General features: G+C 39.3%; 27 protein-coding genes. 22 read left to right on the top strand and 5 right to left on the bottom strand.

Translation table 11 applies throughout. The features are described 5' to 3' along the window. Nucleotides 1–146 precede the first annotated feature (146 nt). On the top strand, nt 147–377 hold the full coding sequence (locus tag ACYPZI_RS11230; protein ID WP_459601600.1) for a hypothetical protein: 231 nt from the start codon (nt 147–149) through the stop codon (nt 375–377). On the opposite strand, the gene ACYPZI_RS11225 is transcribed toward ACYPZI_RS11230, so the two are convergent. The 5 genes from ACYPZI_RS11225 to ACYPZI_RS11205 all read right to left on the bottom strand — a co-directional run bounded on the left by ACYPZI_RS11225 (nt 367) and on the right by ACYPZI_RS11205 (nt 5625). Further along, a complete protein-coding gene (locus ACYPZI_RS11225) occupies nt 367–1836 on the bottom strand; it encodes a phage head morphogenesis protein (RefSeq protein ID WP_459601598.1) in 1470 nt (489 codons plus the stop codon). The two genes, ACYPZI_RS11230 and ACYPZI_RS11225, sit on opposite strands and share 11 nt — an antisense overlap. 95 nt (nt 1837–1931) lie before the next feature. Beyond that, on the bottom strand, nt 1932–3122 hold the full coding sequence (locus ACYPZI_RS11220) for a phage portal protein family protein (protein ID WP_459601596.1): 1191 nt from the start codon (nt 3120–3122) through the stop codon (nt 1932–1934). Between the two features lie 4 nt (nt 3123–3126). Further along, a complete protein-coding gene (locus ACYPZI_RS11215) occupies nt 3127–3606 on the bottom strand; it encodes a hypothetical protein (RefSeq protein ID WP_459601594.1) in 480 nt (159 codons plus the stop codon). Nucleotides 3607–3632: 26 nt separating this feature from the next. Next, nucleotides 3633–5171, bottom strand: coding sequence for a hypothetical protein (locus tag ACYPZI_RS11210; RefSeq protein WP_459601592.1), 1539 nt, complete (start codon nt 5169–5171; stop codon nt 3633–3635). Between the two features lies 1 nt (nt 5172). Then, nucleotides 5173–5625, bottom strand: a complete 453-nt coding sequence (locus tag ACYPZI_RS11205) for a terminase gpP N-terminus-related DNA-binding protein (RefSeq protein WP_459601590.1) — start codon at nt 5623–5625, stop codon at nt 5173–5175. A 186-nt stretch (nt 5626–5811) separates the two neighbouring features. Here ACYPZI_RS11205 and ACYPZI_RS11200 point away from each other — a divergent pair, with 186 nt between their 5' ends. The 21 genes from ACYPZI_RS11200 (at nt 5812) to ACYPZI_RS11100 (ending at nt 21035) form a co-directional block, all read left to right on the top strand. Then, a complete protein-coding gene (locus ACYPZI_RS11200) occupies nt 5812–6726 on the top strand; it encodes an HK97 family phage prohead protease (RefSeq protein ID WP_459601588.1) in 915 nt (304 codons plus the stop codon). A gap of 43 nt (nt 6727–6769) precedes the next feature. Then, nucleotides 6770–7627, top strand: a complete 858-nt coding sequence (locus ACYPZI_RS11195; RefSeq protein ID WP_459601586.1) for a hypothetical protein — start codon at nt 6770–6772, stop codon at nt 7625–7627. Between the two features lie 89 nt (nt 7628–7716). Further along, the gene (locus tag ACYPZI_RS11190; protein WP_459601584.1) at nt 7717–8310 is read left to right on the top strand and encodes a hypothetical protein; all 594 of its coding nucleotides are present in this window, start codon (nt 7717–7719) and stop codon (nt 8308–8310) included. Nucleotide 8311: 1 nt separating this feature from the next. Next, a complete protein-coding gene (locus tag ACYPZI_RS11185; RefSeq protein WP_459601582.1) occupies nt 8312–9496 on the top strand; it encodes a DUF2586 family protein in 1185 nt (394 codons plus the stop codon). Nucleotides 9497–9500: 4 nt separating this feature from the next. Further along, on the top strand, nt 9501–9944 hold the full coding sequence (locus ACYPZI_RS11180) for a hypothetical protein (protein WP_459601580.1): 444 nt from the start codon (nt 9501–9503) through the stop codon (nt 9942–9944). Between the two features lie 15 nt (nt 9945–9959). Continuing rightward, nucleotides 9960–10265: a hypothetical protein gene (locus ACYPZI_RS11175; RefSeq protein ID WP_459601578.1), complete on the top strand. Its 306-nt coding sequence runs from the start codon at nt 9960–9962 to the stop codon at nt 10263–10265. A gap of 35 nt (nt 10266–10300) precedes the next feature. Next, complete coding sequence (locus ACYPZI_RS11170) at nt 10301–10426, top strand: hypothetical protein (protein WP_459601576.1); 126 nt, start codon at nt 10301–10303, stop codon at nt 10424–10426. Beyond that, nucleotides 10423–12129: a tape measure protein gene (locus tag ACYPZI_RS11165; protein ID WP_459601574.1), complete on the top strand. Its 1707-nt coding sequence runs from the start codon at nt 10423–10425 to the stop codon at nt 12127–12129. Before ACYPZI_RS11170 ends, ACYPZI_RS11165 begins: the two co-directional genes overlap by 4 nt. A gap of 4 nt (nt 12130–12133) precedes the next feature. Further along, on the top strand, nt 12134–12643 hold the full coding sequence (locus ACYPZI_RS11160; RefSeq protein ID WP_459601573.1) for a DUF6046 domain-containing protein: 510 nt from the start codon (nt 12134–12136) through the stop codon (nt 12641–12643). Between the two features lies 1 nt (nt 12644). Next, nucleotides 12645–13616: a hypothetical protein gene (locus tag ACYPZI_RS11155; protein ID WP_459601571.1), complete on the top strand. Its 972-nt coding sequence runs from the start codon at nt 12645–12647 to the stop codon at nt 13614–13616. Beyond that, on the top strand, nt 13609–14049 hold the full coding sequence (locus tag ACYPZI_RS11150) for a hypothetical protein (RefSeq protein ID WP_459601569.1): 441 nt from the start codon (nt 13609–13611) through the stop codon (nt 14047–14049). The genes ACYPZI_RS11155 and ACYPZI_RS11150 overlap by 8 nt, the downstream gene beginning before the upstream one ends. Then, nucleotides 14046–14366 (top strand): hypothetical protein, encoded by a 321-nt coding sequence (locus ACYPZI_RS11145; RefSeq protein WP_459601567.1) that lies wholly within the window; start codon nt 14046–14048, stop codon nt 14364–14366. The genes ACYPZI_RS11150 and ACYPZI_RS11145 overlap by 4 nt, the downstream gene beginning before the upstream one ends. Then, the gene (locus ACYPZI_RS11140) at nt 14350–14631 is read left to right on the top strand and encodes a hypothetical protein (RefSeq protein ID WP_459601565.1); all 282 of its coding nucleotides are present in this window, start codon (nt 14350–14352) and stop codon (nt 14629–14631) included. The genes ACYPZI_RS11145 and ACYPZI_RS11140 overlap by 17 nt, the downstream gene beginning before the upstream one ends. Next, nucleotides 14631–15164: a phage holin family protein gene (locus ACYPZI_RS11135; protein WP_459601563.1), complete on the top strand. Its 534-nt coding sequence runs from the start codon at nt 14631–14633 to the stop codon at nt 15162–15164. Before ACYPZI_RS11140 ends, ACYPZI_RS11135 begins: the two co-directional genes overlap by 1 nt. Then, nucleotides 15157–15669 carry a glycoside hydrolase family 73 protein gene (locus ACYPZI_RS11130; protein ID WP_459601561.1) on the top strand — a complete coding sequence of 171 codons (513 nt, stop codon included), beginning with the start codon at nt 15157–15159 and terminating at the stop codon, nt 15667–15669. The genes ACYPZI_RS11135 and ACYPZI_RS11130 overlap by 8 nt, the downstream gene beginning before the upstream one ends. Next, nucleotides 15666–16175 carry a hypothetical protein gene (locus ACYPZI_RS11125; RefSeq protein ID WP_459601559.1) on the top strand — a complete coding sequence of 170 codons (510 nt, stop codon included), beginning with the start codon at nt 15666–15668 and terminating at the stop codon, nt 16173–16175. The genes ACYPZI_RS11130 and ACYPZI_RS11125 overlap by 4 nt, the downstream gene beginning before the upstream one ends. After that, on the top strand, nt 16172–17044 hold the full coding sequence (locus ACYPZI_RS11120) for a hypothetical protein (RefSeq protein WP_459601557.1): 873 nt from the start codon (nt 16172–16174) through the stop codon (nt 17042–17044). Before ACYPZI_RS11125 ends, ACYPZI_RS11120 begins: the two co-directional genes overlap by 4 nt. Then, nucleotides 17028–17519, top strand: coding sequence for a hypothetical protein (locus ACYPZI_RS11115; RefSeq protein WP_459601555.1), 492 nt, complete (start codon nt 17028–17030; stop codon nt 17517–17519). The genes ACYPZI_RS11120 and ACYPZI_RS11115 overlap by 17 nt, the downstream gene beginning before the upstream one ends. Beyond that, nucleotides 17512–18408, top strand: coding sequence for a tail fiber protein (locus ACYPZI_RS11110; RefSeq protein ID WP_459601553.1), 897 nt, complete (start codon nt 17512–17514; stop codon nt 18406–18408). The genes ACYPZI_RS11115 and ACYPZI_RS11110 overlap by 8 nt, the downstream gene beginning before the upstream one ends. Nucleotides 18409–18412: 4 nt before the next feature. After that, nucleotides 18413–20425: an SGNH/GDSL hydrolase family protein gene (locus ACYPZI_RS11105; RefSeq protein WP_459601551.1), complete on the top strand. Its 2013-nt coding sequence runs from the start codon at nt 18413–18415 to the stop codon at nt 20423–20425. Between the two features lie 148 nt (nt 20426–20573). Then, nucleotides 20574–21035 (top strand): hypothetical protein, encoded by a 462-nt coding sequence (locus tag ACYPZI_RS11100; RefSeq protein ID WP_459601549.1) that lies wholly within the window; start codon nt 20574–20576, stop codon nt 21033–21035. The last annotated feature ends 43 nt before the right edge of the window (nt 21036–21078 follow it).

Raw genomic sequence — 21078 nt, 5'->3', positions numbered from 1 at the left:
GCATAGACCACGGTAAATAATTACAATCTGTGGATCACACGCTGATACCACTCAGCCTATAAAGATAAGGGTGGTCTTGGTTTTTTATACAACTGGCCTAAAAATCGAAGATTTTTATGTAGGTTTGTATATAAAACTTTATTAATATGGATTACAATAATTTAGACTTACGCAATAAGACCATTTTGGACTTTACCGATGATAAACAAATCATTGATGAATTGATTGGTGACAAAGATGATTTTCTGAAAGACCTGACAGAAACAAACCGTGCATTTTCGTTGATTGACTATGCTGAATATATCCAGGACAAAGAACTGATTACAGCAGTGGAAAAAGAATTTGCATCTGAATTTTCTGCTTTCTTTAACGAATAATATCATCCAAATACTTTTCAAATTCTGTTTCTGTTTTCCGATGGCTACCCATTAATAGTTTTTCGATTTCGGATTTTGTCAATGTGCTGCCATCAGTTTTCTTTGCACCTTCCAAAGCATCTTTCAATCCCTGCCTTTGATCAGTATATTTATTATTGAAAAGGCTATCTTTTACTTTTTCTGTGACCTTATCAATATCAAGTCCTGTTTTCTCTATTATTTTAGAATAATTATTGACCATTGAGTTATAACCAGTAGATGTCCTGTTTGTCATAAACTCAGGATGTTGCAGTTTCGATCCAAAAGAATCATAAAGATCAGGTAACGTCCGGCGTGCAACAAATTCATTTGCCTGTTCCATATACCTGGTCTGCATTTTATCCATTGGCATATTTCCCAATTTATTTCTGTTGTGTGTTACTTCATGCCAAAATGTTGCCAGTGCATCAGCTTCATCATTGCTTATTTCTTCACCTTTCTGCAATTTGTTTATTCCTGAAATGGTTTTTTCCATTCGTTCTTTCGTCAGCCAAATTTTGCCATCCATGTCCGTTGATCCATTCACACCTGATTTCCTGGTCACTTCCAGTTTGCTGAATCCACGTGCAAACCAGTTCTTTTCTTTGTCAATATCACTGATCACAGACACAACATCATCTTTGGTCAACACCTGGTTTGCTTCCTGTGCCTTCTTTTTGATGATTTCCTTTTCAGGTTTGTTCAGGTTTTTCAGATATGGGTGATGTTCAGGAAAGATCACATTCTGTTTACCCGGATTGAATCTGAAAATGTTGTTCTTTCCATTTGTTGCTTCTGATCCTAATTGCACAGATTGTTCACTGTCTGATTCAGTATATTTTGTTTTTCGCACTTGTACAGCCGTACATCTGCAACGCCAACCGTTTGGTGGAAAGTATTTTTCCCAAAATGGATCAGAAGGTGGCAATGTAATGTCATGCAACAAACGGTGAGAATCACGCACCCTGTCATCATAAGCAGTCCGGTATTGAAGATTATATCTGTCACCATCTGCTTCAAATTCATTCCATGTGGATGCCATCTGTGCTGACTGTGTGGCAAAAATATATTCTGCTTCCAAATAGCTTTTGTTATAATCAGTGTTGATGCTTTGAACTTCCTGCCAAAACTTATAGAACGGTTTTATATTGCCATCACCATCCAACAACAGTCCACTAAGTTCTTTTAATTCAGCATAGGTTTTTGCACCTGAAAACACATAGATGTTTTCACGCAAATCACGCTTCATTATGTATGGCACACGGTGTTCAATACCTTTGTTAAAACCATCCTGCAAAACACTGTTGATAGAATTAAGCAATGGTTGCACTGCCTGGTCATTCAGGTCATCCGGTTGTATCTCGGATTTCTTTTGTTTGAAAATCCAGCGTGCAGCCTTATTGAATGCCTTTTGCAGATCATCACTTTCAGTCTGTGACAATGACAGACGTTCAATGTTGCCACCACAGTTCGGGCATTTACAATCATATAGTTGATGCAGTGACAGTTTATTGGGTGATGGCACTGCCTTTGCACCTACTGAAAATTTGCGTATTTATCAGTGACTTTGATGCCAAACTTTTCTTCAATGAATGAATTGTCAACTTCTTTGTGTGGCAACAGTTCCTTTGTGTATTTCCAAAGTGTTTCCACATCTTCAACAGCAGCATAACGGAAACGTGAAGTGGTGGATGGAATCCAACCAATTCTGATCCATGAAGGAATCACCACCGTGTTCATGTAAACTTCTGCCATCCGTTTGTCAGCTTCAACCAGCCTGTCCAATAGGTTCACACTGGTCTTTTCTTTGCTTTCGTTTCCATGTTTGGTGTCCTGTCCGATGATAGCACCTGAAACAAGCATGCTTATTTCATTGTTACAAAGTGTTATCAAATTATTATACACATCACCATTGGTGTTGACACCATTGGCAAACTGGAAATCTTCTGCATTGTCGATGATGAACCAGGCAGCAGCACCCACATCACGCATCATCATTTCAGCACGGTTCAACATTGCCGGATCACGTGTTTCTGTTTTCATCACACGTGGTGGAATGCCATATATTTCACATAGTTCAGACCAGCACGATTGCGCAAACTTTTTGAACAATACGTGTGGAACTGTTTTGTTTAGCAATCCAATGCCATCAGAATCAAATTCCAAAATCCATTTGCCAAACTCTTTATTGTCACGATATTCAATGTAATTGTTCATTGAAGTATCAGGATAGAACCTGCCTTTGGATGGCACAATGTTTCGTCTGTTGACCAATTGCACTTTGTGGACACCATTTTGCACCGATTGTTCAATGACAGAATTGCCATACCATTCAGAATCCCAAATATGTCCTAAAATATCAGTGACAACAGGAATTGTCCTGATGCGTGCTGTCATGTCATCATCCACCTTTTCATCCGGTGTCACCATTTCAAAAGGTGCAGAAATTGTTTGTTCACGCCTATTGTTCATCTGTGATGACAACAAAGCATCATTTGACACGTCTGAAAAAGTGTCCTGCAACAAAAATGACTTTGGTTCTGATGTTGCCGTATAAAGTTGCCACCCCCATTTCCAGTCAGCAATGTCACGGCGTGCCATTGATTGTTGTTTTTCAATCACACGTGCAGCCATTGTTGGCGTGTGGTTTCTTATATCCTGTTGTTGCTTCTGTTTGGATGCAGCAAACTGCAATATTTTATTTGTGAAATACTGTCTTAAATCCATAGCTTTATTCGTGATTAAATTTTGGACGTGATCCGAAACGGAAAGGAAGTTTTGTGCTTTCACCTTCACCAGTGCCATCATCATCAATAGTTGGAAGATCAGGTGTCAATGTTGGTGAATCTTTGTAGTCACCCATGCCTGCAATCTTTTCCAGGTTTTTGATCACCTTTTCATATCTGTCTTTCACCTGGTCATAAATGATGTCAACATTGGACAGTTCGCAGATATTCCAGGCTGCAACTGTTTTGCACATACGCAGCACCCACGCATCACGGTCATCACCTGTTGCACCAAATATTTTGTCCACATCATATTTTGGTCTGCCATCACTCCATTGTTTTTGGTTGCTGGCTGTGAAATAGGCACGCACTTCTGCAACACCAGCTTTGATGCCATCCATTATGATTTCGGGATCATCTTCAACTATTTCACCTACCTGGTAATTGTACATTACCGATTTCATTTCATCTTCTGTCAGAAACATAGTTTTAAATGCTGTTTAATTGTTGTTTAAAATCTTCGTGAAGTCCGTTGCTGGAATCTGTATGTGGACAAAGCTAAACCACCTTTTTTATCTAAAATCTTATATCCACCCTCTATGCAGTCAGGTGCATCAATTGCACCACCGTATGCAGGCGCAACGGCTTTGAATTGACCAACGGTTTCTTCCATGTGTGGATTCTTTTGTTCCACTTCGTTGAATATCAGCCAACCCAATCTGTCAGCAGGTTCAAGTGTTCCCTCAATACGTGTGAATTTGTTGGCTTTTGGTCTTTCGTCTTTTTTGACATACAGGGGAATGCCTGTTTGCCTGCTGATCCGTTTGAACTCCGGTTCAAAAAACACATCAAAATATCCTTCCTGAAGGCTGTTACACTCCATATAATATTGCGCAGTCATTCCGGCTGCTGTCACAATCGCATACATGTCATAATAAGCCTGGATAAATTCTGCCTGTGTACACTGTTTGCAGAATACTTTGATCACATAAGTGATTCCCTTTTTCCTGCCTAACAATGCAACCACTTTGAATGAACTGTTTTTGGATTCACGGTTTGATGTCGATGGATCACCATAGACCACCAATTGTTCCATTGTTTTGAGAGGTGGAACACGTCCAAATACCAGGTTTTTGAAAATACGTCCTGATGTCAACGGATTGTTGAAATATTCTTTCTGAACGGATGAATGTGGCATGATGGACAACACACGGTCAATGTGTTCTTCACTGTTTTTTTCCTTCCAACTGCTGACACCATTTGTCCTGATGTTCACTATATCAACATGATCTGCTTTTTTATTCAGTTCAGTCATACAGCAGTATTCTGCAATGATGTTTCCACATGCTATGATCAGCAATGGAATATTGATGGCACGTGTTGGAATCAACGCATCAAAAATCCAATTGACCTTCTTTTCAATGATGTCCGGATTCAAACAGTCCTGGTCTGTGTCAATATCATCAATCAGGATCACATCCGGTCTGATATTATCATTCTTTGATCCACGTGGTGATTGACCTGCACCCAATGCACGAAATGCAACACCCTTTTTTGTCTTAAATTCAGCATCAGACCATTTGCCAGTTGTTTTCTGCACACCATAGTCATTGATGATCCGTTGGTTCGATTCCAGTTCTGCACGGTATGGATCAAGCAAACGAATGGCATTATCTTCTGAATTGGACACCAAAATCACATTCCGTTTCTTTCCGGTCAATGTCAGTTTCAACACATCTTCCATTGTGCGTGTTGACTTTGCCAACTCACGTGACCAGCAACGATCTTCAAACCATTCCATGTTGGACATGATCCGTTTAGTTGATTTTTTATGGAATGGTGCTGGTGGTGTTATTTCACCAGTGACAGGATTGGTGGAAATGTGTGGAAAATAATATGCAAACCACGCTTCATCATCTGCTTCCAGGCGTTTGATACGTGCCTGTTTTTCACCAAATGTTTCATCTGTGTTGACATCAGTGGCTTTCTTTATTGATTCACAATATTCTTTCCACCGTTTATATGCGTCAATGTCAATTTTCTTTGCCATATCACTTCATCATATCTTCAATTACGGCATCAAAAATCTTGTTGATTTCCTGTGCCTTTTCCAATCCAATATTTTTGCGTGTAAACTCACAGACTTTTATGCAGACACTGGAAACTTCTGAAATACCAGTTTCAGATTCCAGTTTGTTGATGGCTGATGCTATTTTGATCATCCGGTCTGATTCGGATGGTGTTGGAAACCGTTTGCCTTCATCACGTCCTTCAATGTCTTTGTTCATTTCAGCTAATTGCGCATACCAGTTTGAAAGCACACTTTCTTTAGTGGTTGTAAGGTTCGCACGCAACAATTCCCATTTGCCTTCCCTCACCCACCTTCCAATGGTGTTTTCAGCAGAACCAACCTTTTTTGCAATCTCTTTTTGCTGGTATTTACCAGTCAGAAAAAGGTCTTTTGCAATCTCTTTTTTTGTAGCGTTTTTTAATTCTTTTGCCATACTCAAAATTGATTTGTTGAAAACAATATGACAAAACGACAGTTATTTTTTGCTGTTTAAAATATTGTTTTATAATGCAAAATTGAGCAATAAAGCCTGCGTGATAAAAAATCACTGCCATTTTGACAATTGTTTTTTGTCACCTTTCCTGCACTCGGTTACTTTGCCATATAATTCATTTTATACATGGCAAAAAGAATCGTTTTATCAGATGGAAATAAGGTCAATTCAAAAGGTTACAGAATTGATCTTTCAGGCATGAACACGGAAAGGTTTACAGACAATCCGGTGATGCTCTATCAGCACAACCAGGACAAAGTGATTGGACGTTGGGAAAACTGGACTTTCACAGAAAACAAGTTGCAGGCTGATCCTGTGTTTGATGATGGTGATGAACTTGGTGCAGAAGTCAAACGCAAATACGAAGGTGATTTTTTGCGTGCTGCATCCATTGGTCTGATCGTGTTGGATATGCAACTGATCAATGATGTGTGGACTGTCACCAAATCTGAACTGTTGGAAGCCAGCATTGTTTCCATTCCTGCTGATGCAGGTGCAGTGGTACTGTACAACGAAAACAAAGAGGTTCTAAGTTTTGAACAACTACAACTAAACTTCAACAATAATCATCAACAAATTCAAAATCAATCGAAAATGCAACAAATCACATTATCACAGAAAACTGTGGAAAGTTTGGCATTGCCTAATGATTACACACCAAAAGATGTGGAATTGGCAGTTGCCGAAAAAGACAAAACGATTGCAACACTGAATGCACAGATTGCAGCAGCAGGAACAAAGGAAAGAACTGACTATCTGAATCAAGCTGAAAAAGACGGTAAGATCACGGCAGCAGAAAAAACAGAGTTTCTGAAACTGTCTGACAATGGTGGCTTTGACAGTGTGAAGGCAATTGTGGATTCAAGACCTGCCAATGCAAGTGCATCACTCGCAGACCAGGTGACAAAATCAGACCTGTCAGCAGGACGTGAAAACTGGACATATCGTGATTGGTCGAAGAAAGACGCAAAAGGACTTCAAAGACTGAAACACGAAAATCCGGCACAGTTTGAAAAACTGCAAAAAACACTAAATCAGTAAGGTCACAGACCTTTTTATCAAACAATTTTAATCGAAAAACAAAATGGCATTAACAGTTTGGAAAGAAATTTTCGCACCTATCATATTAGAATTATTTTATCCTGATGGTGCATGGCTCAATGAATTGACATCAATGGATCACATGCAGGACAACAACGTGATCAACCTGGCAGAATGCGGTGCTGATCCTGATGTTGTGGAAAACAACAACGTGTGGCCGCTTACGCCTGCACAGCGTGATGATGAAAACATACCAATTCCGTTGGCGACATTCGACACGAAACCAACACACGTGACCAATGTGGAAGAATTGGAAACAGCGTATAATAAACAGGAATCCGTTGCCAGGCAACATGTTAAGGTGCTACAAAAAAAGGCATCCATGTCTGCTGCCTTCAACATCGCACCTGCTGCACACACAACTGACACACCTGTACTGAAAACAACTGGTGCTGATCGTGGTGATGGAACAAAAGCACTAACATTCAAAGACATCACAGAATTGTCATTGGCATTCAATGATGGTGATTTGCCACAGGAAGGACGTGTGTTGCTTCTTTGCCCTAAACATCAGGCTGATCTCAAAAACGAGAATATGAAACAGTATAAGGAACTGATGGTGGATGGCAAACTGGATGGTTTCAAAGTATATATGTACACAGGCAATCCGAAATATAATGCTGCTACTGGTGCAAAAATGCCTTATGGTTCAGCCGTTGGTGCTGATGCTTCTGTTGCTTTTGTGAGTTCAGAAGTGATGCGTGCAATGGGAACAATTGAAGGTGAACCGGAACGCAATTGGGCGCAATATCGTGGCTGGCTGATCGGATTTCAAATGCGCTTTGTGGCAATGCCATTCCGCAAATTTGGAACTGGTGCAATATACAGTGCAACTGCATAACATTGGCTTTTCTTCATAATAGGTTTATAATCAGAAATCAGGCTTTTAGCCATGTGTTAAAAGTCTGATTTTCCCAAAGACAATCAATCATGGCAAAACAAAATAATACAAAAAACAATGCTTCAACTGATCCTAAGACTGATGTGGTGATACAACCCGAAACCACACCCGAAACTAAAAACAAAAACGAAACGCCGGAAATACATTCCGACAGCGAGCAAAGCACCGTTGAAACAGTTGGCAGTGGACAAACAGAAGGTGTCACAGATACCGTCCTGGATTCTAAAAGTGAAGCAGAAACAACTGGAAAGGAAGGGATTGAAACTGGTGCTGAAATAGCAGGTGGTCAATCACCACGTGATCAGAACGTGAACATTGAAGTGGTGGATGATTTAGATGAAGAATCTGAATTTGACAAACTTGATCCGGCTATGCAAAAGGCAGTTGCTGGTGCAGCATTGGAAGCTATAAACAAGGCTTTGAAAACATCTGATGTTCCATCTGAACCAAAGGAAAAGACTGCACAACGTGAACGCATTGCAACAGAAGTGTTTGCAAAAAATCACAGAAAATCAGTCCTGTATTTCACCAGTGACATGATCCCATTCTTTGAAAAGACTGATGCAATCAAACACATCAAAGGATTGGATGACAAAACAATCGTAACAGTAAACAAAGAATAAAATGGCACTAAACGGTTTACCAAAAGTAAAAATAGACTATGGCAACGGTGCATTGGGGCAAACCATATCCAGTGCAGATGGATTGCTTTGTATTGCTGTTTGCGGTGCAGTTGGTGTCACAGACACTTTTGCCCTCGCAAAGCATTACAGCATCCGAAAACTGACAGACCTGGAAGCACTTGGTGTGACTGCTGAAAACAACGCATTGTTTCACCAAACGGTCAAACACTTCTATACAGAAGCACCGGAAGGAACACAGGTGTTTGTGGTTGGTTATCCATCCACGCTGAAAATGTCTGATGTGTTAAGCAAAGACAATCCGTATTTGCGCAATGTGATTGAATCAACCAATGGTCAATTGCGTGGACTGGTAGTGACAAAGGTTGCAGAAGCAACACCAACTATCACCAACGGACTGAATGATGACATGGCAGCAGCCATGCTGAATGCGCAAATGCTTGGTGAATGGTCAAAAGATGCACGTTATGCACCTATTTTCACCATCCTGGATGGATTGGATTTCAGTGGTGATGCACAGGAACTGAAAGATTTGAAAAAACATCAATACAATCGTGTTGGCGTGGTGATCGGATCAACTGAAAAGGGATCAGCAAACCAGGCTGTTGGACTTATTGCCGGACGTATAGCATCAACCAGCATTGACACCAATATTGGACGTGTTGCCAATGGTGCATTGAACGTGTTGACCATGTATGCTGGTGACACACCAATTGAACTGGCTGACACTGAAAGCATCTATAATTTTTCATACATGACTTTCAGAACCTTCACCGGAATATCAGGCTATTTCATAGCTGATGACTTGCTGGCAACCAAAGAAACGGATGACTACAACCATTTGACTGCATTGCGCACCATTGACAAAGCGTTTCGCATTGCTTATGCAGTGCTGATCACACAGTTGTTGGACAAAGTGCAGGTGAAATCAAATGGAACAATGTTGCAGCCTGTGATTGTATCATGGCAACAGATAGTTGAAAATGCCATCACATCCAACATGACTGGTGAATTGTCTGATGACAATGGTGATGGTGGTGTTCAGTGCTACATTGATCCAACGCAGGACGTGTTGGCAACCAGCACAATCAATATTGAGTTGCGTGTTCGTCCGTATGCTTATGCCAGGTATATCAATGTATTGTTAGGTTTCACAATTAACGAATAGGACAATGGAAGAAAAAGATATTTTCCTGATCAACGGACGTGAATATGAATGGGCTGACATCAGCATCATTGTGGGTGGTGTGCCAATTTCAGGATTCCGTGTCATCAATTATAAGAAAGCACGTGAAAAAGAAGCCATGTTTGCCAAAGGGCGCAAAGCACACAGCATTCAAAGTGGCAATGAATCCGTGACCGGAAACATCACATTCACACAAAGCACATTTGAAGCACTGGAATTGGCAACAGGTGGAAACATACTGGAAGCAAAGGTTGACATTATTGTGTCGTATGGTGCAGAACTGAATGCAGCATCTGTTGCATCCACTGCAATTTCAACAGATGTCATCAAAGGTGCTGAATTTACTGAATATGAAAAGGGTATGTCACAAGGTGACAAATTCATGGAAATAGCCATGCCATTCCTGGCATTGGACATAAAAAACGCTTAATCAATCAAATCAATTATGGCAAAAGAATTAGCAGGAACGGCAACAGCCGAACAAATCGCAAAGTGGAAAAAAGAACACGGAAATATCTTCAAAGTTGAAGTTGGTGAATCAGTCTGTTATCTGAAAACACCGGACAGGAAAACAATGGCTTATGTTGCCACACTCGGAAACAATCCGGTGCGTGCCAATGAAGCACTGTTGCAAAATTGCTGGTTAGGTGGTGATGAAACCATCAAAACAGATGATGAAATGTTCTTTGGTGTTTCGTCAAAACTGGCTGAAATCGTACAGGTCAAAGACGCTGAAATCACAAAGCTCTAAAGTCAGCCAAATATTGCGCTGCCAAAAATGGGATCATGTTGATAAATACGCAATTGCGTTACTATCTGCACATTGCTGATCCTGATGGACTGACTGATGAAGAATGGGCAGCATACGCAGAATCACTGAATTGGATTAGAAAACAGGAAGCAGGAAAATGAATGTATTAAACTATGTATTGAATGTAAATGGAAATGTGCTGTCTATGCTTAATCGCATAGGTGCAGCATCAGGTTCATCACGCAATGATGTACGTGGTTTGAGAAATGAAGTTGAAGGCTTAAACACGGTCAATTTAAGTGGTCTTACTTCCAAAATAACAGGTGTTTTTGCCACACTGGGAATTGGTGCAATACTTGGAAAAACTGTTTCGGATGGAATGGAACATGGCATGAAAAACGTGTCATTTGAAGTGTTGTTTGGTGGTGCAGAACCTGCAAAAAAGATGATTGATGACATCAACAGCTATGCTGCAAAAGCGTATGGCAAAACAGCATTGACCAATGGTGTGCAAATGATGGCTGGTTTCGATATTGCAAAAGATGAAATCATGCCAAATTTGCGTGCCATCGCTGACATTGCAATGGGTGATGTCAATAAATTCAATTCATTGACTTTGGCATTTTCGCAAATGTCATCCACCGGAAAGCTGATGGGACAGGATTTATTGCAGATGATCAATGCCGGATTCAATCCGCTGAATCAAATGAGTAAAACAACCGGAAAAAGCGTTGCCACACTCAAAGATGAAATGTCAAAAGGGTTGATTTCATCACAGATGGTGAAACAGGCATTTTATGATGCAACTGGTGCAGGTGGACAGTTCAACGGTATGATAGAACGGATGTCCAATGAAACAGGTGGATTGTGGAAAGGTGCATTGTCCAAAATTGATTTGTGGATGAATCGGTTTTATAACTGGATAGAACCTGTTTTAAAACCTGCATTGCAGGGATTCAACAAACTGTTGGATGATCCTATTGGCACACTTGGAAGGCTGACAGATAAATTCACCTCTGATTTTCCAATTATTTCCGGTCTGATTATCGGTGTCACTGCTGCACTGACTGCATATAAGGTTGTGACTGGTTTAATCACCATTGCAACCGGATTGTGGACAGCAGCACAATGGCTGTTGAATGCTGCACTGACTGCCAATCCTGTTGGATTGATCATTGCTGGTGTGGTGGCATTGATTGCATTGATCGCATTTCTGATCATCAAAATTGATGGTTGGGGTGATACATGGGATAATGTGATAAAACTGTGTACACTGGTCTTTGACAGCTTCAAAGCAAACTTACAACTGAAATGGTTGCAGATTCAGGACTTTTTTATGAAAGGACTGGAAACCATTGAAAAAGGCTGGTATAAACTTCAATCACTTTGGAACGAAGATGCAGCCAATGCAGGACTGGCAAAACTGGAATCACAACGGAATGAACGTGCCAAAGAAATTGCAGAAGTAAAAGGCAAAATTGATGACATCAACAATCAGATTTCCAATTTGGATGTGATCCAGTTGAAGGTCAATGATACTTCCTTTTCTGATGTTGCCAATAGTCTGAAAAGCAAACTTGGTATTTCTTCACCTGGTATTCCAGGAACTGACATGACACCTGGTGGTGGAACTGGTGGATCAGGTGGCATTGGCGGTGGAACTGGTGGCAAAGCAGGAAAAGACACGGCAAACAGCATTGCAACTGGTGGATCAAAAACAACACATATTTATGTGACTGTTGGTGAAATGGGAAACAACATGAAGATATATGTGAATGATCTGAAAGAAGGTGCAGAAAATATCCGTGACATCGTATTGGATCAATTAACACGTGCGCTGACAATGGCACAGGGGCAAATTTAAGATTATGGCATTCAACACAATTTTTTCAAAGAACAACCGGATTACGGTGCAGGATGCCAGTGACCTGGTGCAAAGTGGTGAAGTGGTCAGCATGATATTGCCTTTGTCATTGCGGTTGCCTGATGGAAAGTGGTGGCAATTTCCTATTGAACCGTTGATTTCGGTATCAGGAAAAAACATCATCAAAAGGCGTTATGTGGCAAAATCGGAAAAGCGTGGATCAATCAAAGAACGGTGGTCAGAAGATGATTTGTCCATCAATATTCAGGGAACGTTGGTCAATACAGATTTGCACGCATATCCTGCTGATGATCTGTCAACACTTTATGAAGCAGTAAGGCAACGCAAAGCCATTGAGGTGCAAAATGAATTGCTGCAACTGTTGGACTGTCACCAAATAGTGGTTGAACCATATTCTTTTCCATTCTCAAAAGGTGAAAATGTGCAGAACTTTTCACTGGATGCTTACAGTGATGATTTATATGAACTATTCATTGACGTGAAAGATGTTTAACATGGTTTATGACATACGCATTGGCAACTATAAACTTGGTTTGCTGGAATCGGTGGAAATACACAAAAGTGTAGACCTGCTGACAGACACAGCCGTTGTGGTTGTTCCTGGTGTTGTTTACAACCAATCGTTGGACATTGAAGGAAAAGTGAAGGTTGGTGATCCTGTGACCATCAAATTGGGATATGATGACAACCTGGTGACTGAATTTGAAGGCTATTTGCAACGCATTGATACAGATGACAGCAGTTTGACATTCAATTGTGAAGATGCCATCTATCTGACACGCAAACCTGTAAAAGACAAACAATTCACTAAAACCAGTGTGAAACAGATTGTGCAATACTGTCTTTCTGAATTGCAAATCGGCGGTAGCCAAATCGGAATGAAAGACCTGAATTGTACCTATGACATCACCTATGAAAAATTTGTGATCAAAAATGCCAATGCTTATGATGTGTTGAAAAAATTGCAGGAAGATACAAAAGCAAATATCTACATGCAAGGAACAACACTGAACGTGCATCCGGCTTATGTAGAAAAAGGCGGTGATGTGCGCTATGACTTTGCTGTCAATATCGAATCATCAGACCTGAAATATAGAAGCAAGGATGACAGGAAGTTTGAAGTTGTAGTTGAAGGCATTGGACTGGATGGCAAAAAGAAATCTGTGACTGTTGGCACAACTGGTGGTGAAAAACGCACGGTGAAGGTTTACAACGTGATGGATGATGCAGCACTGAAACAACGTGGATTGGAAGAAATGAAATACCTGGTTTATGATGGCTATGAAGGCAGCATCACAGGTTGGCTGATTCCGTATGTAGAACCAACATTTTCATTGCATTTGCATGACAAAGAATATGAATATAAAACCGGATCATATTATGTGGTGTCTGTCACCACAACATTCAGTGAAGATGGTGGTGTGCGCAAAATAGAAATTGGACGTAAACTGACAGGCAATGGATAAATACAGAAGATTGGCAGACCTGCTGAAAGGCAGGAATGAAACAAAAGAAACTTTTTTCACAGCAACCTTTGTTAGTTCGCAGGGTGACACCTGCACCATCAATGTGGATGGCTTGGAACTGGATGGTGTCCGGCTGAAACCGACAACAGCACAAACGGAAAACAAAGTGCTGTTGACACCAGCAGAAGGAAGTGATGTGTTGGTTGGTTCTTTTTCCGGTGATTTCAGCAACCTTTTTGTGTTGTCTGCTGATGTGGTTGACACTATTGAAATAACCTGCAACGGACAGAATGTGATGGAACTGGTTTCACAACTGATCCAAACGCTGGCAAAAGCACAGGTGATCACACCACTTGGAAATGGCACATTTGATCCTGGTGTTATATCGCAATTAAATATGATTGAAACATCATTTAAACAGATTTTCAAATGAAGAATTTAGGAATCTTATTGAATCCAAAGACCAATGATTTGGATATTCAGGTGCAAAGGGATGCAGAAGGCAAAATTGTTCAGGGATTCACTGTTGGTGATGTGACCATGCAGAATGCCAAAACTATTCTGTACATGCAGCCTGGTGAATTGAAATCACATCCAACGGTGGGTGTTGGGATCAACAATATGTTGCTGGATCACGAATTTCTGTTGTATAAACACAAAATCAGGCAACAATTGGTTGCAGATGGAATGCGAGTGAAGAAAGTGGAAATAAACGGACAAAATGTTGAAATACATGCAAATTACAAGTAAACAAGGGCAATGGCTTGGTGACATCGCAGTGCGTGAAGCTGGCAGTATAGAAGCAATCATTGAAATGTCGATTGCAGACGAAATTGCAGTAACAGAAGCACTGACAGTTGGAACACCATTGGCGACACCAACACCAATTGACAGGCGTGTGATGAATTATTATAAAACAAACAACATCTATCCGGCAACAGTGACCACACTGGAACAAAAGACCTTTGGTGGTATCGGATTTATGGCAGTAGGTATCAGTTTTATTGTATCGTAATGGAAAAAATGGTTGACAGGACTGTGACGTGGATTGGTTCACTATTTATGGCATTTGCTGCTGCTTTCAGTAATAATGCAGATGCAATCGGATTCGCTCTGATGTTGGCAGGCGGGCTGGTGATCTCCGATTATCTGACCGGAATTGCTGCCAGTATTTATGAAGGGAAAAGGATTGTCAGTAAAAGGATGCGTTGGAGCTTTGCAAAGCTGGTGGTTTATATAGTGTCTATTGTTGGCACATTATGTACAGGAATACTGCTGCACCTGATTGAACAATTCATTGAGCCTGGAACAACCAGGACGAACGTGCTGATCTTCACATTGACGTGCGTGAAATTTGAAGCCTACATCATTGCATGGGTGGAGACAGTTTCAAATGTTGAGAACTTACGCAGGATTTTCACCAAAAACTTATTCCTTAAATATATTCACTGGATTCTGTCTGTTGAGATCGTGAAAAAGATTCCAAAACTGTCTGAATTTTTGAAAGAAAAAGAAACTAAAAACTTAAATGATCAAAACAATGGCTAAAATGACACCAAAAGAATTTGTAAAGGCATACTATCCATTTGCCGTTCAAACTCAAAATAAAACAGGTATAGATGCACGGTTCACATTGGCACAGGCTGCATTGGAATCAGGTTGGGGTGGTTCTGCACCTGGCAATATGTTCTTTGGCGTGAAAGCATCTAAGAACACACCTGATGATCAAAAGCAACTGATCAGGACACGTGAAGTGCTTAGTTCACCAAATGTGCATTTTCCTGAAATTATATCAGTGACACCACGAAAAGATGGTAAATATGATTATGTGGTGAAAGATTGGTTCAGAAAATATGATTCACCTGAACAATCATTTACAGATCACGCCAATTTCTTCTTTGCAAATAAAAGGTATGCACAGGCACTGGAATTGAAAAATGATCCATTTGCCTTTGCTGATGCTATTGCAAAAGCAGGATATGCAACTGATCCGAACTATGCAGCTACTCTGAAAACGATTATCAGAATGATTGAAAAAAACATTGAACAATGAAACATTTGATCTTCATATTGATTTCTGTGTTGCTGTTTTCCTGCAAATCACCACAAAAGGCGGTTTCTGAACTGAAACAGAAAGAAGATATTGCCATCAACAATGACATCACTGTGTCTGATGACAAACACCTGGCTGAACTTACAGACAGGATCATGCAACGCATCATCAAAGACCGGATGAACATTGGTATCAAAAATACCAAATATGACACGGACAAACCTGTTGATCCTGCAACCGGAAAGCATCCGGTGAAGGAAGAAAATGAAATCAACATCAACAAAGAAACGGATGTGCAGGAAACGGAAAACATCCATCAGGAAAAAGACAGTGTGTCATCCGTGCAAACGCAGGACAATTCACAAATAAAAGCTAAAACCGAAACAAAGACAAAGGAAGAAAAGGAAACAGGATTGAAGTGGTGGCAAAAGATGCTCATTGCAATTGGTGCATCCTGTTTGATCGGTTTTTCTATTTGGTTATTCATTAAAATAAAATTCAAATGACAACGATTGCTGACATAAAGGAATTGATGACTGATCCATATATCACCAACGAAATGGTGAAACAACTGTATGGATTGAAGGATGGTTTGACCTTTGAAGATCAGTTTTCAGCCGTATCACTCGAAAATATAATTTTTGATGCTATTGCAACTGCTTTATGGGTAAATCAGCAACTGTTTGAACAACATAAAATTGATATTTCAGCCATCCTGAATGAACAAATGTCAGGAACGGCAAACTGGTATGCCTGGAAAGCCAAACAATTCCAGTTTGGACAGGAACTGGTGTTTGAAACAGACTATTATGACAACACCGGATTGACCAGTGAACAAATATCATCCAGGCAGATGGTGAAGTATGCAGCAGCAGTGGAATCACTGGATAAAAGCATTCTTTATCTGAAAATTGCCACTGAAAGCAATGGCAACAGGCAACCATTGTCTGCTACACAATTAACGGCTTTTAAAAACTATTTAAACGCATACCAATATGCAGGTGTGCGCATTGTGGTGATCAATGATCAGCCGGATCACATGAAATTGACCATTGACATCTATTATGATCCACAGGTGTTGGATGAAGCCGGAAAGCGGTTGGATGGCAATGCAAACACACCAGTTCAGGATGCCATCAGAAACTATTTGAAAAACCTTCCTTTCAATGGAATGTACACAAATCAGGCATTGGTGGACACATTGCAGGTGCTGGATGGTGTGGATGTGGCTGAAATCAAATTTGCTGCATCTCGTTATGGTGCATATACTCAATTCACTGAAATCAACGCACGTGAAATTGCACATGCTGGATATTATCAAATATCTGATGCAAACCTGATTTTAAACTTTATACCGAATGAAGAAATATTATAACATCAATTATTCACTGTTGGTGTTATTGCTGACACCTACATTGTTAAGGAATGATTTGATCCGGCTGTTTTTGCTGTCAATGATCAAACCGTTGGATGACATGCAAAGTGATTTTGTTCGTTTTGATGAATCGTTGCAGACCAAAAACAATGCGCAAATATGCTACATGCAAGCAGTGATCAATGATGAATTTGACTTTTATGAAAGACGTATAAAGGTGCGCAATTATGAATTTAATTTTAATTCATTGTTGATATTGGATAAAAGCAACAACCAGCGTGTGCCATATACAGAGCAATTCACATCACCACCATATATGATCATGGAAAAAGGAACTATTGGTGCGGATCAAATTGATTTTGAAGTTGTTTTTTCGGCTGGATTTACATTGTCACAGGATGAAGAACGCAGACTTAAAATATTGATTCATAAAAACAAACTGTCAACAAAGAAATACATTATATCTTATGAATAAAGGGAATTTTACAGCAAAAAGCAGTTTTCCACCATCCACATATATGTTGGATTTCTTGCAAAAACAGTCTTTTATGGCTGGCAACATCGCACAGCTTGGTGGACAAAACTATATTTTATCAGGATGCGTTGTGACTGGCACAACAGTCAGTGCAGGGTTGATTGTCATAAATGGTGAAATATTGCCATTTGAAGCAGGAACAAAAAAAGCAAAAATAACCATTCAGGAAACAATGGTGAATGATCATGCTTTTGGTGTTGATTATCCCGAAGCGTATGTTTTGCGTGTTGCAAAGTTTGCTGATAATGGTGAATATAATTGGGCTGATTTTGCACAAATATTGACCAATCAACAACTGGAAGAAAAGATTTCTTCTATTCGAGGTGAACCACCTGGATTCAAAATGGAGTGGACAGGTAGAGTGGACAGAACGCCTGAAAATTACAAACTGGCTGATGGTAGTGTGCTGAAAACAGCAGATTATCCTGAATTAGCATGGTATTATGGAAAGGAAAATGATGAAAGTTTCAATTTGCCTGATTTAAGGCATCTTTTTATTGTCGGTTATGATCCATCAAAAACTGATTACAATGAAATAGGAAAAAAAGGTGGATTGGAAAAAGTCACTTTGACAACCAATGAAATTCCATCACATGATCACGTCAAAAATCAGTTATTCAATAAACTATCAGCAAAAGCAGGTGACATTGATGATCAGTCAACACCTGGAAGCATTGACCAGGCAAATGCAGCACGTGAATATAATGTTGGAAGTATGAGTGAAGATAGATGGCTGGATGCTACAATTCAAAAGGTTGGTGGTGGACAGGAACATGAAAACAGACCACCATTTTATGTACTGGCTTTCTTAATCAAAGTAAAATATTAAAATCATGGTAAGTTTAAAGCAATTATTTGAGTGGTTCACCACCGGAAAGTTTCCGACAGAAGCACAGTTTGCTGAACAATTCAAGTCCTTTTGGCATAAGTCAGAAAGGATCAATCAATCTGCTGTTTTAGGATTGAATGAAGCGTTGGATGATAAGGCATCAAAAGAAGATTTGGAAAAAGTAACTACAAAATTCAAAGGTTATTATTCTACATTAGCAGAATTACAGACAGCATATCCACAAACTGAAAACATAAAAGATTTCTTTGCGTGGGTTGGATCACCATATCCTGGAACTGTTTGGAAAGTTTTTGCAGATGGTGGTGCATGGACTGATACTGGTGAAATTCCAACACAACAGGAAGTTGATTTGGCTGAATATCTAAAAAAGGAAGCACTAACAAATGAAATAACTGATGATGTGGACACTGTGCCATCAAATCATGCAGTTAATAATCTTCAAGTGAAATTGTATGGTGGAAGTGGTAATTCTCAAATAACTGAATTAATACCTTTTGCAGACGGCACAAAAAATGCGTTACCTGATGGTACATGGTACTATTTCAATTCTGATTTAATGAAGGGTAAATATATCAACAACATCAAATTGAAGTCAGAAAATGGTGGTACAATGACTATATACATAGGTAAAAATATTAATACATCATCTTTCTCTCAAACAGAATTAAAACAAGTCACACTGACAAGTGGTGTTAATATTATACCAATTGCCAAGCAATTAGCAAGTGATGAAGTATTGGGATTCTTCAAGGTTGGAGATACAGCAAAACTGACTTATGAATCAGGTGCAGCAAATTCGGTTGGTGGTGGTAATTATAGATATGATGGTGTTTGGACTTCTTTTGCTACAAATAACCTTTGTATTGGGGTGTTTATTGGCGTGGGTGGCTTAGATGCAGATGGTGATATTAATAAATTATATGCTTTGATAGAAGATATATCATCAGGTGGCACTATAACCGAATTAATACCCTTTGCAGACGGTACAAAAAATGCGTTGCCTGACGGTACATGGTATTATTTCAACTCTGACTTAATGAAAGGTAAATATATCAATAATCTTAAATTAAAGTCAGAAAATGGCGGTACAATGACTATTTATATAGGTAAAAATATCAATACATCTTCTTTTACTCAGACAGAGTTAAAGCAAATTACATTGACAAGTGGCGTTAATATTATACCAATTGCCAAGCAATTAGCAAGTGATGAAGTATTGGGATTCTTCAAGGTTGGAGATACAGCAAAACTGACTTATGAATCAGGTGCAGCAAATTCGGTTGGTGGTGGTAATTATAGATATGATGATGTTTGGACTTCTTTCGCTACAAATAACCTTTGTATTGGGCTGTTTATAGGTGAGGGTGATACATCTACATCCGATATTGCTTATATTTCATTGGGCGATAGCATTACTTTCGGTGCTGGTGCAAACACGCCATATCCAGTACTTATCAATTCGATGGTTAAATTTGTGAGTTTTACGAATTTAGCCATATCAGGTGCTACGGCTTTCAATGACCCTGACAATGGTTTTAAAGGTTTAATGTCGCAGGTTAATACTGTCCCTAATGGGTTTTCAGGTCTGATCACTTGCATGATAGGTGTAAACGATTATGACAGAAATAGACCATTAGGTGAAGTTGAAAGTGTTATGACAATGAACTATTCAGATTTAGCACTTGGACGCACTTTTGCCGAATCATTTAGATATTGTTTGGAAACTCTATTGCGTAAAACATCAATAAATGCTTCAATAGTCTTTTTCACACCATTTTTCACAACATGGGATGGTGCTTATCCTTTACAGAGTTATAGAGATATAGAGCATCAGATTTGCACTTATTTTGGGGTGCGTTGTATTGATATATACAATGAATGTAGAATATCACCATTGACAAAAGATGCTTTGATGCCTGATGGTGTACATCCGAATGATGCAGGGCAGCAACAGTTAGCTAAAACAATTTATCCGTATATTGAACAATACACTTAATTAAATAATAATTAAAAGCCATTTAAACTATACTTAAATGGCTTTTGTTATATTTGTACAATTATGAATGTATTTCAAATATGTGTGCATGTGTTTTGATGTACATTTCATTTTAAAAATTTGTACAATCGAATTTTGCGATTATATTATGCAAAAGAAAAATATAATTAATGGGTTGCTCGGTGCTATTGGATTTTTAATAGTTGCTTTTATAGTATTTTCTTTAAGATTTGGCATGTCGTGGTGGACATCATCAGAAAATGAACTGCTTATATTTTTTCCTATATGGGCAATTGTAGCATATTATGTAGGGTATAGTGCTTCCACGCATTATTACAGGAAAAAAGCATCATTCTATACTAAAGAGACTGAGACTGAAACGGCAGCTAATAATTGGAAATTATATAAGAAATTCTTGCTTTCTAAATTTTTGAATATAATGGCTAAGTTATTTGCTGTAATGACACCATTTTATTTTTTAGCTTATATAGATGGTTCTGAAATGCTATATTCAAGCCCCATTCTCATTATTACTTTTGCTGTAATTGGTGTCCTTTGCTTTATATTAAGCAGAATGATTCAAAACAAATATTTAGTTAATAAAGATTAGTCGAGATTATAATTATATTTCAAAAGCCCCCGCTACCGCACGA

This window comes from Dysgonomonas reticulitermitis (genome assembly GCF_054601275.1).
This window is presented reverse-complemented; position numbering and strand designations above follow the sequence as displayed.

What these genes read in the sequence shown, in the direction of transcription:
- ACYPZI_RS11230 (WP_459601600.1), top strand. Translation starts at nt 147, where the DNA reads ATGGATTACAATAATTTAGACTTACGCAATAAGACCATTTTGGACTTT.
- ACYPZI_RS11220 (WP_459601596.1), bottom strand. Translation starts at nt 3,122, where the DNA reads ATGGATTTAAGACAGTATTTCACAAATAAAATATTGCAGTTTGCTGCA.
- ACYPZI_RS11215 (WP_459601594.1), bottom strand. Translation starts at nt 3,606, where the DNA reads ATGTTTCTGACAGAAGATGAAATGAAATCGGTAATGTACAATTACCAG.
- ACYPZI_RS11210 (WP_459601592.1), bottom strand. Translation starts at nt 5,171, where the DNA reads ATGGCAAAGAAAATTGACATTGACGCATATAAACGGTGGAAAGAATAT.
- ACYPZI_RS11205 (WP_459601590.1), bottom strand. Translation starts at nt 5,625, where the DNA reads ATGGCAAAAGAATTAAAAAACGCTACAAAAAAAGAGATTGCAAAAGAC.
- ACYPZI_RS11200 (WP_459601588.1), top strand. Translation starts at nt 5,812, where the DNA reads ATGGCAAAAAGAATCGTTTTATCAGATGGAAATAAGGTCAATTCAAAA.
- ACYPZI_RS11195 (WP_459601586.1), top strand. Translation starts at nt 6,770, where the DNA reads ATGGCATTAACAGTTTGGAAAGAAATTTTCGCACCTATCATATTAGAA.
- ACYPZI_RS11190 (WP_459601584.1), top strand. Translation starts at nt 7,717, where the DNA reads ATGGCAAAACAAAATAATACAAAAAACAATGCTTCAACTGATCCTAAG.
- ACYPZI_RS11185 (WP_459601582.1), top strand. Translation starts at nt 8,312, where the DNA reads ATGGCACTAAACGGTTTACCAAAAGTAAAAATAGACTATGGCAACGGT.
- ACYPZI_RS11180 (WP_459601580.1), top strand. Translation starts at nt 9,501, where the DNA reads ATGGAAGAAAAAGATATTTTCCTGATCAACGGACGTGAATATGAATGG.
- ACYPZI_RS11175 (WP_459601578.1), top strand. Translation starts at nt 9,960, where the DNA reads ATGGCAAAAGAATTAGCAGGAACGGCAACAGCCGAACAAATCGCAAAG.
- ACYPZI_RS11170 (WP_459601576.1), top strand. Translation starts at nt 10,301, where the DNA reads ATGTTGATAAATACGCAATTGCGTTACTATCTGCACATTGCTGATCCT.
- ACYPZI_RS11165 (WP_459601574.1), top strand. Translation starts at nt 10,423, where the DNA reads ATGAATGTATTAAACTATGTATTGAATGTAAATGGAAATGTGCTGTCT.
- ACYPZI_RS11160 (WP_459601573.1), top strand. Translation starts at nt 12,134, where the DNA reads ATGGCATTCAACACAATTTTTTCAAAGAACAACCGGATTACGGTGCAG.
- ACYPZI_RS11155 (WP_459601571.1), top strand. Translation starts at nt 12,645, where the DNA reads ATGGTTTATGACATACGCATTGGCAACTATAAACTTGGTTTGCTGGAA.
- ACYPZI_RS11150 (WP_459601569.1), top strand. Translation starts at nt 13,609, where the DNA reads ATGGATAAATACAGAAGATTGGCAGACCTGCTGAAAGGCAGGAATGAA.
- ACYPZI_RS11145 (WP_459601567.1), top strand. Translation starts at nt 14,046, where the DNA reads ATGAAGAATTTAGGAATCTTATTGAATCCAAAGACCAATGATTTGGAT.
- ACYPZI_RS11140 (WP_459601565.1), top strand. Translation starts at nt 14,350, where the DNA reads ATGCAAATTACAAGTAAACAAGGGCAATGGCTTGGTGACATCGCAGTG.
- ACYPZI_RS11135 (WP_459601563.1), top strand. Translation starts at nt 14,631, where the DNA reads ATGGAAAAAATGGTTGACAGGACTGTGACGTGGATTGGTTCACTATTT.
- ACYPZI_RS11130 (WP_459601561.1), top strand. Translation starts at nt 15,157, where the DNA reads ATGGCTAAAATGACACCAAAAGAATTTGTAAAGGCATACTATCCATTT.
- ACYPZI_RS11125 (WP_459601559.1), top strand. Translation starts at nt 15,666, where the DNA reads ATGAAACATTTGATCTTCATATTGATTTCTGTGTTGCTGTTTTCCTGC.
- ACYPZI_RS11120 (WP_459601557.1), top strand. Translation starts at nt 16,172, where the DNA reads ATGACAACGATTGCTGACATAAAGGAATTGATGACTGATCCATATATC.
- ACYPZI_RS11115 (WP_459601555.1), top strand. Translation starts at nt 17,028, where the DNA reads ATGAAGAAATATTATAACATCAATTATTCACTGTTGGTGTTATTGCTG.
- ACYPZI_RS11110 (WP_459601553.1), top strand. Translation starts at nt 17,512, where the DNA reads ATGAATAAAGGGAATTTTACAGCAAAAAGCAGTTTTCCACCATCCACA.
- ACYPZI_RS11105 (WP_459601551.1), top strand. Translation starts at nt 18,413, where the DNA reads ATGGTAAGTTTAAAGCAATTATTTGAGTGGTTCACCACCGGAAAGTTT.
- ACYPZI_RS11100 (WP_459601549.1), top strand. Translation starts at nt 20,574, where the DNA reads ATGCAAAAGAAAAATATAATTAATGGGTTGCTCGGTGCTATTGGATTT.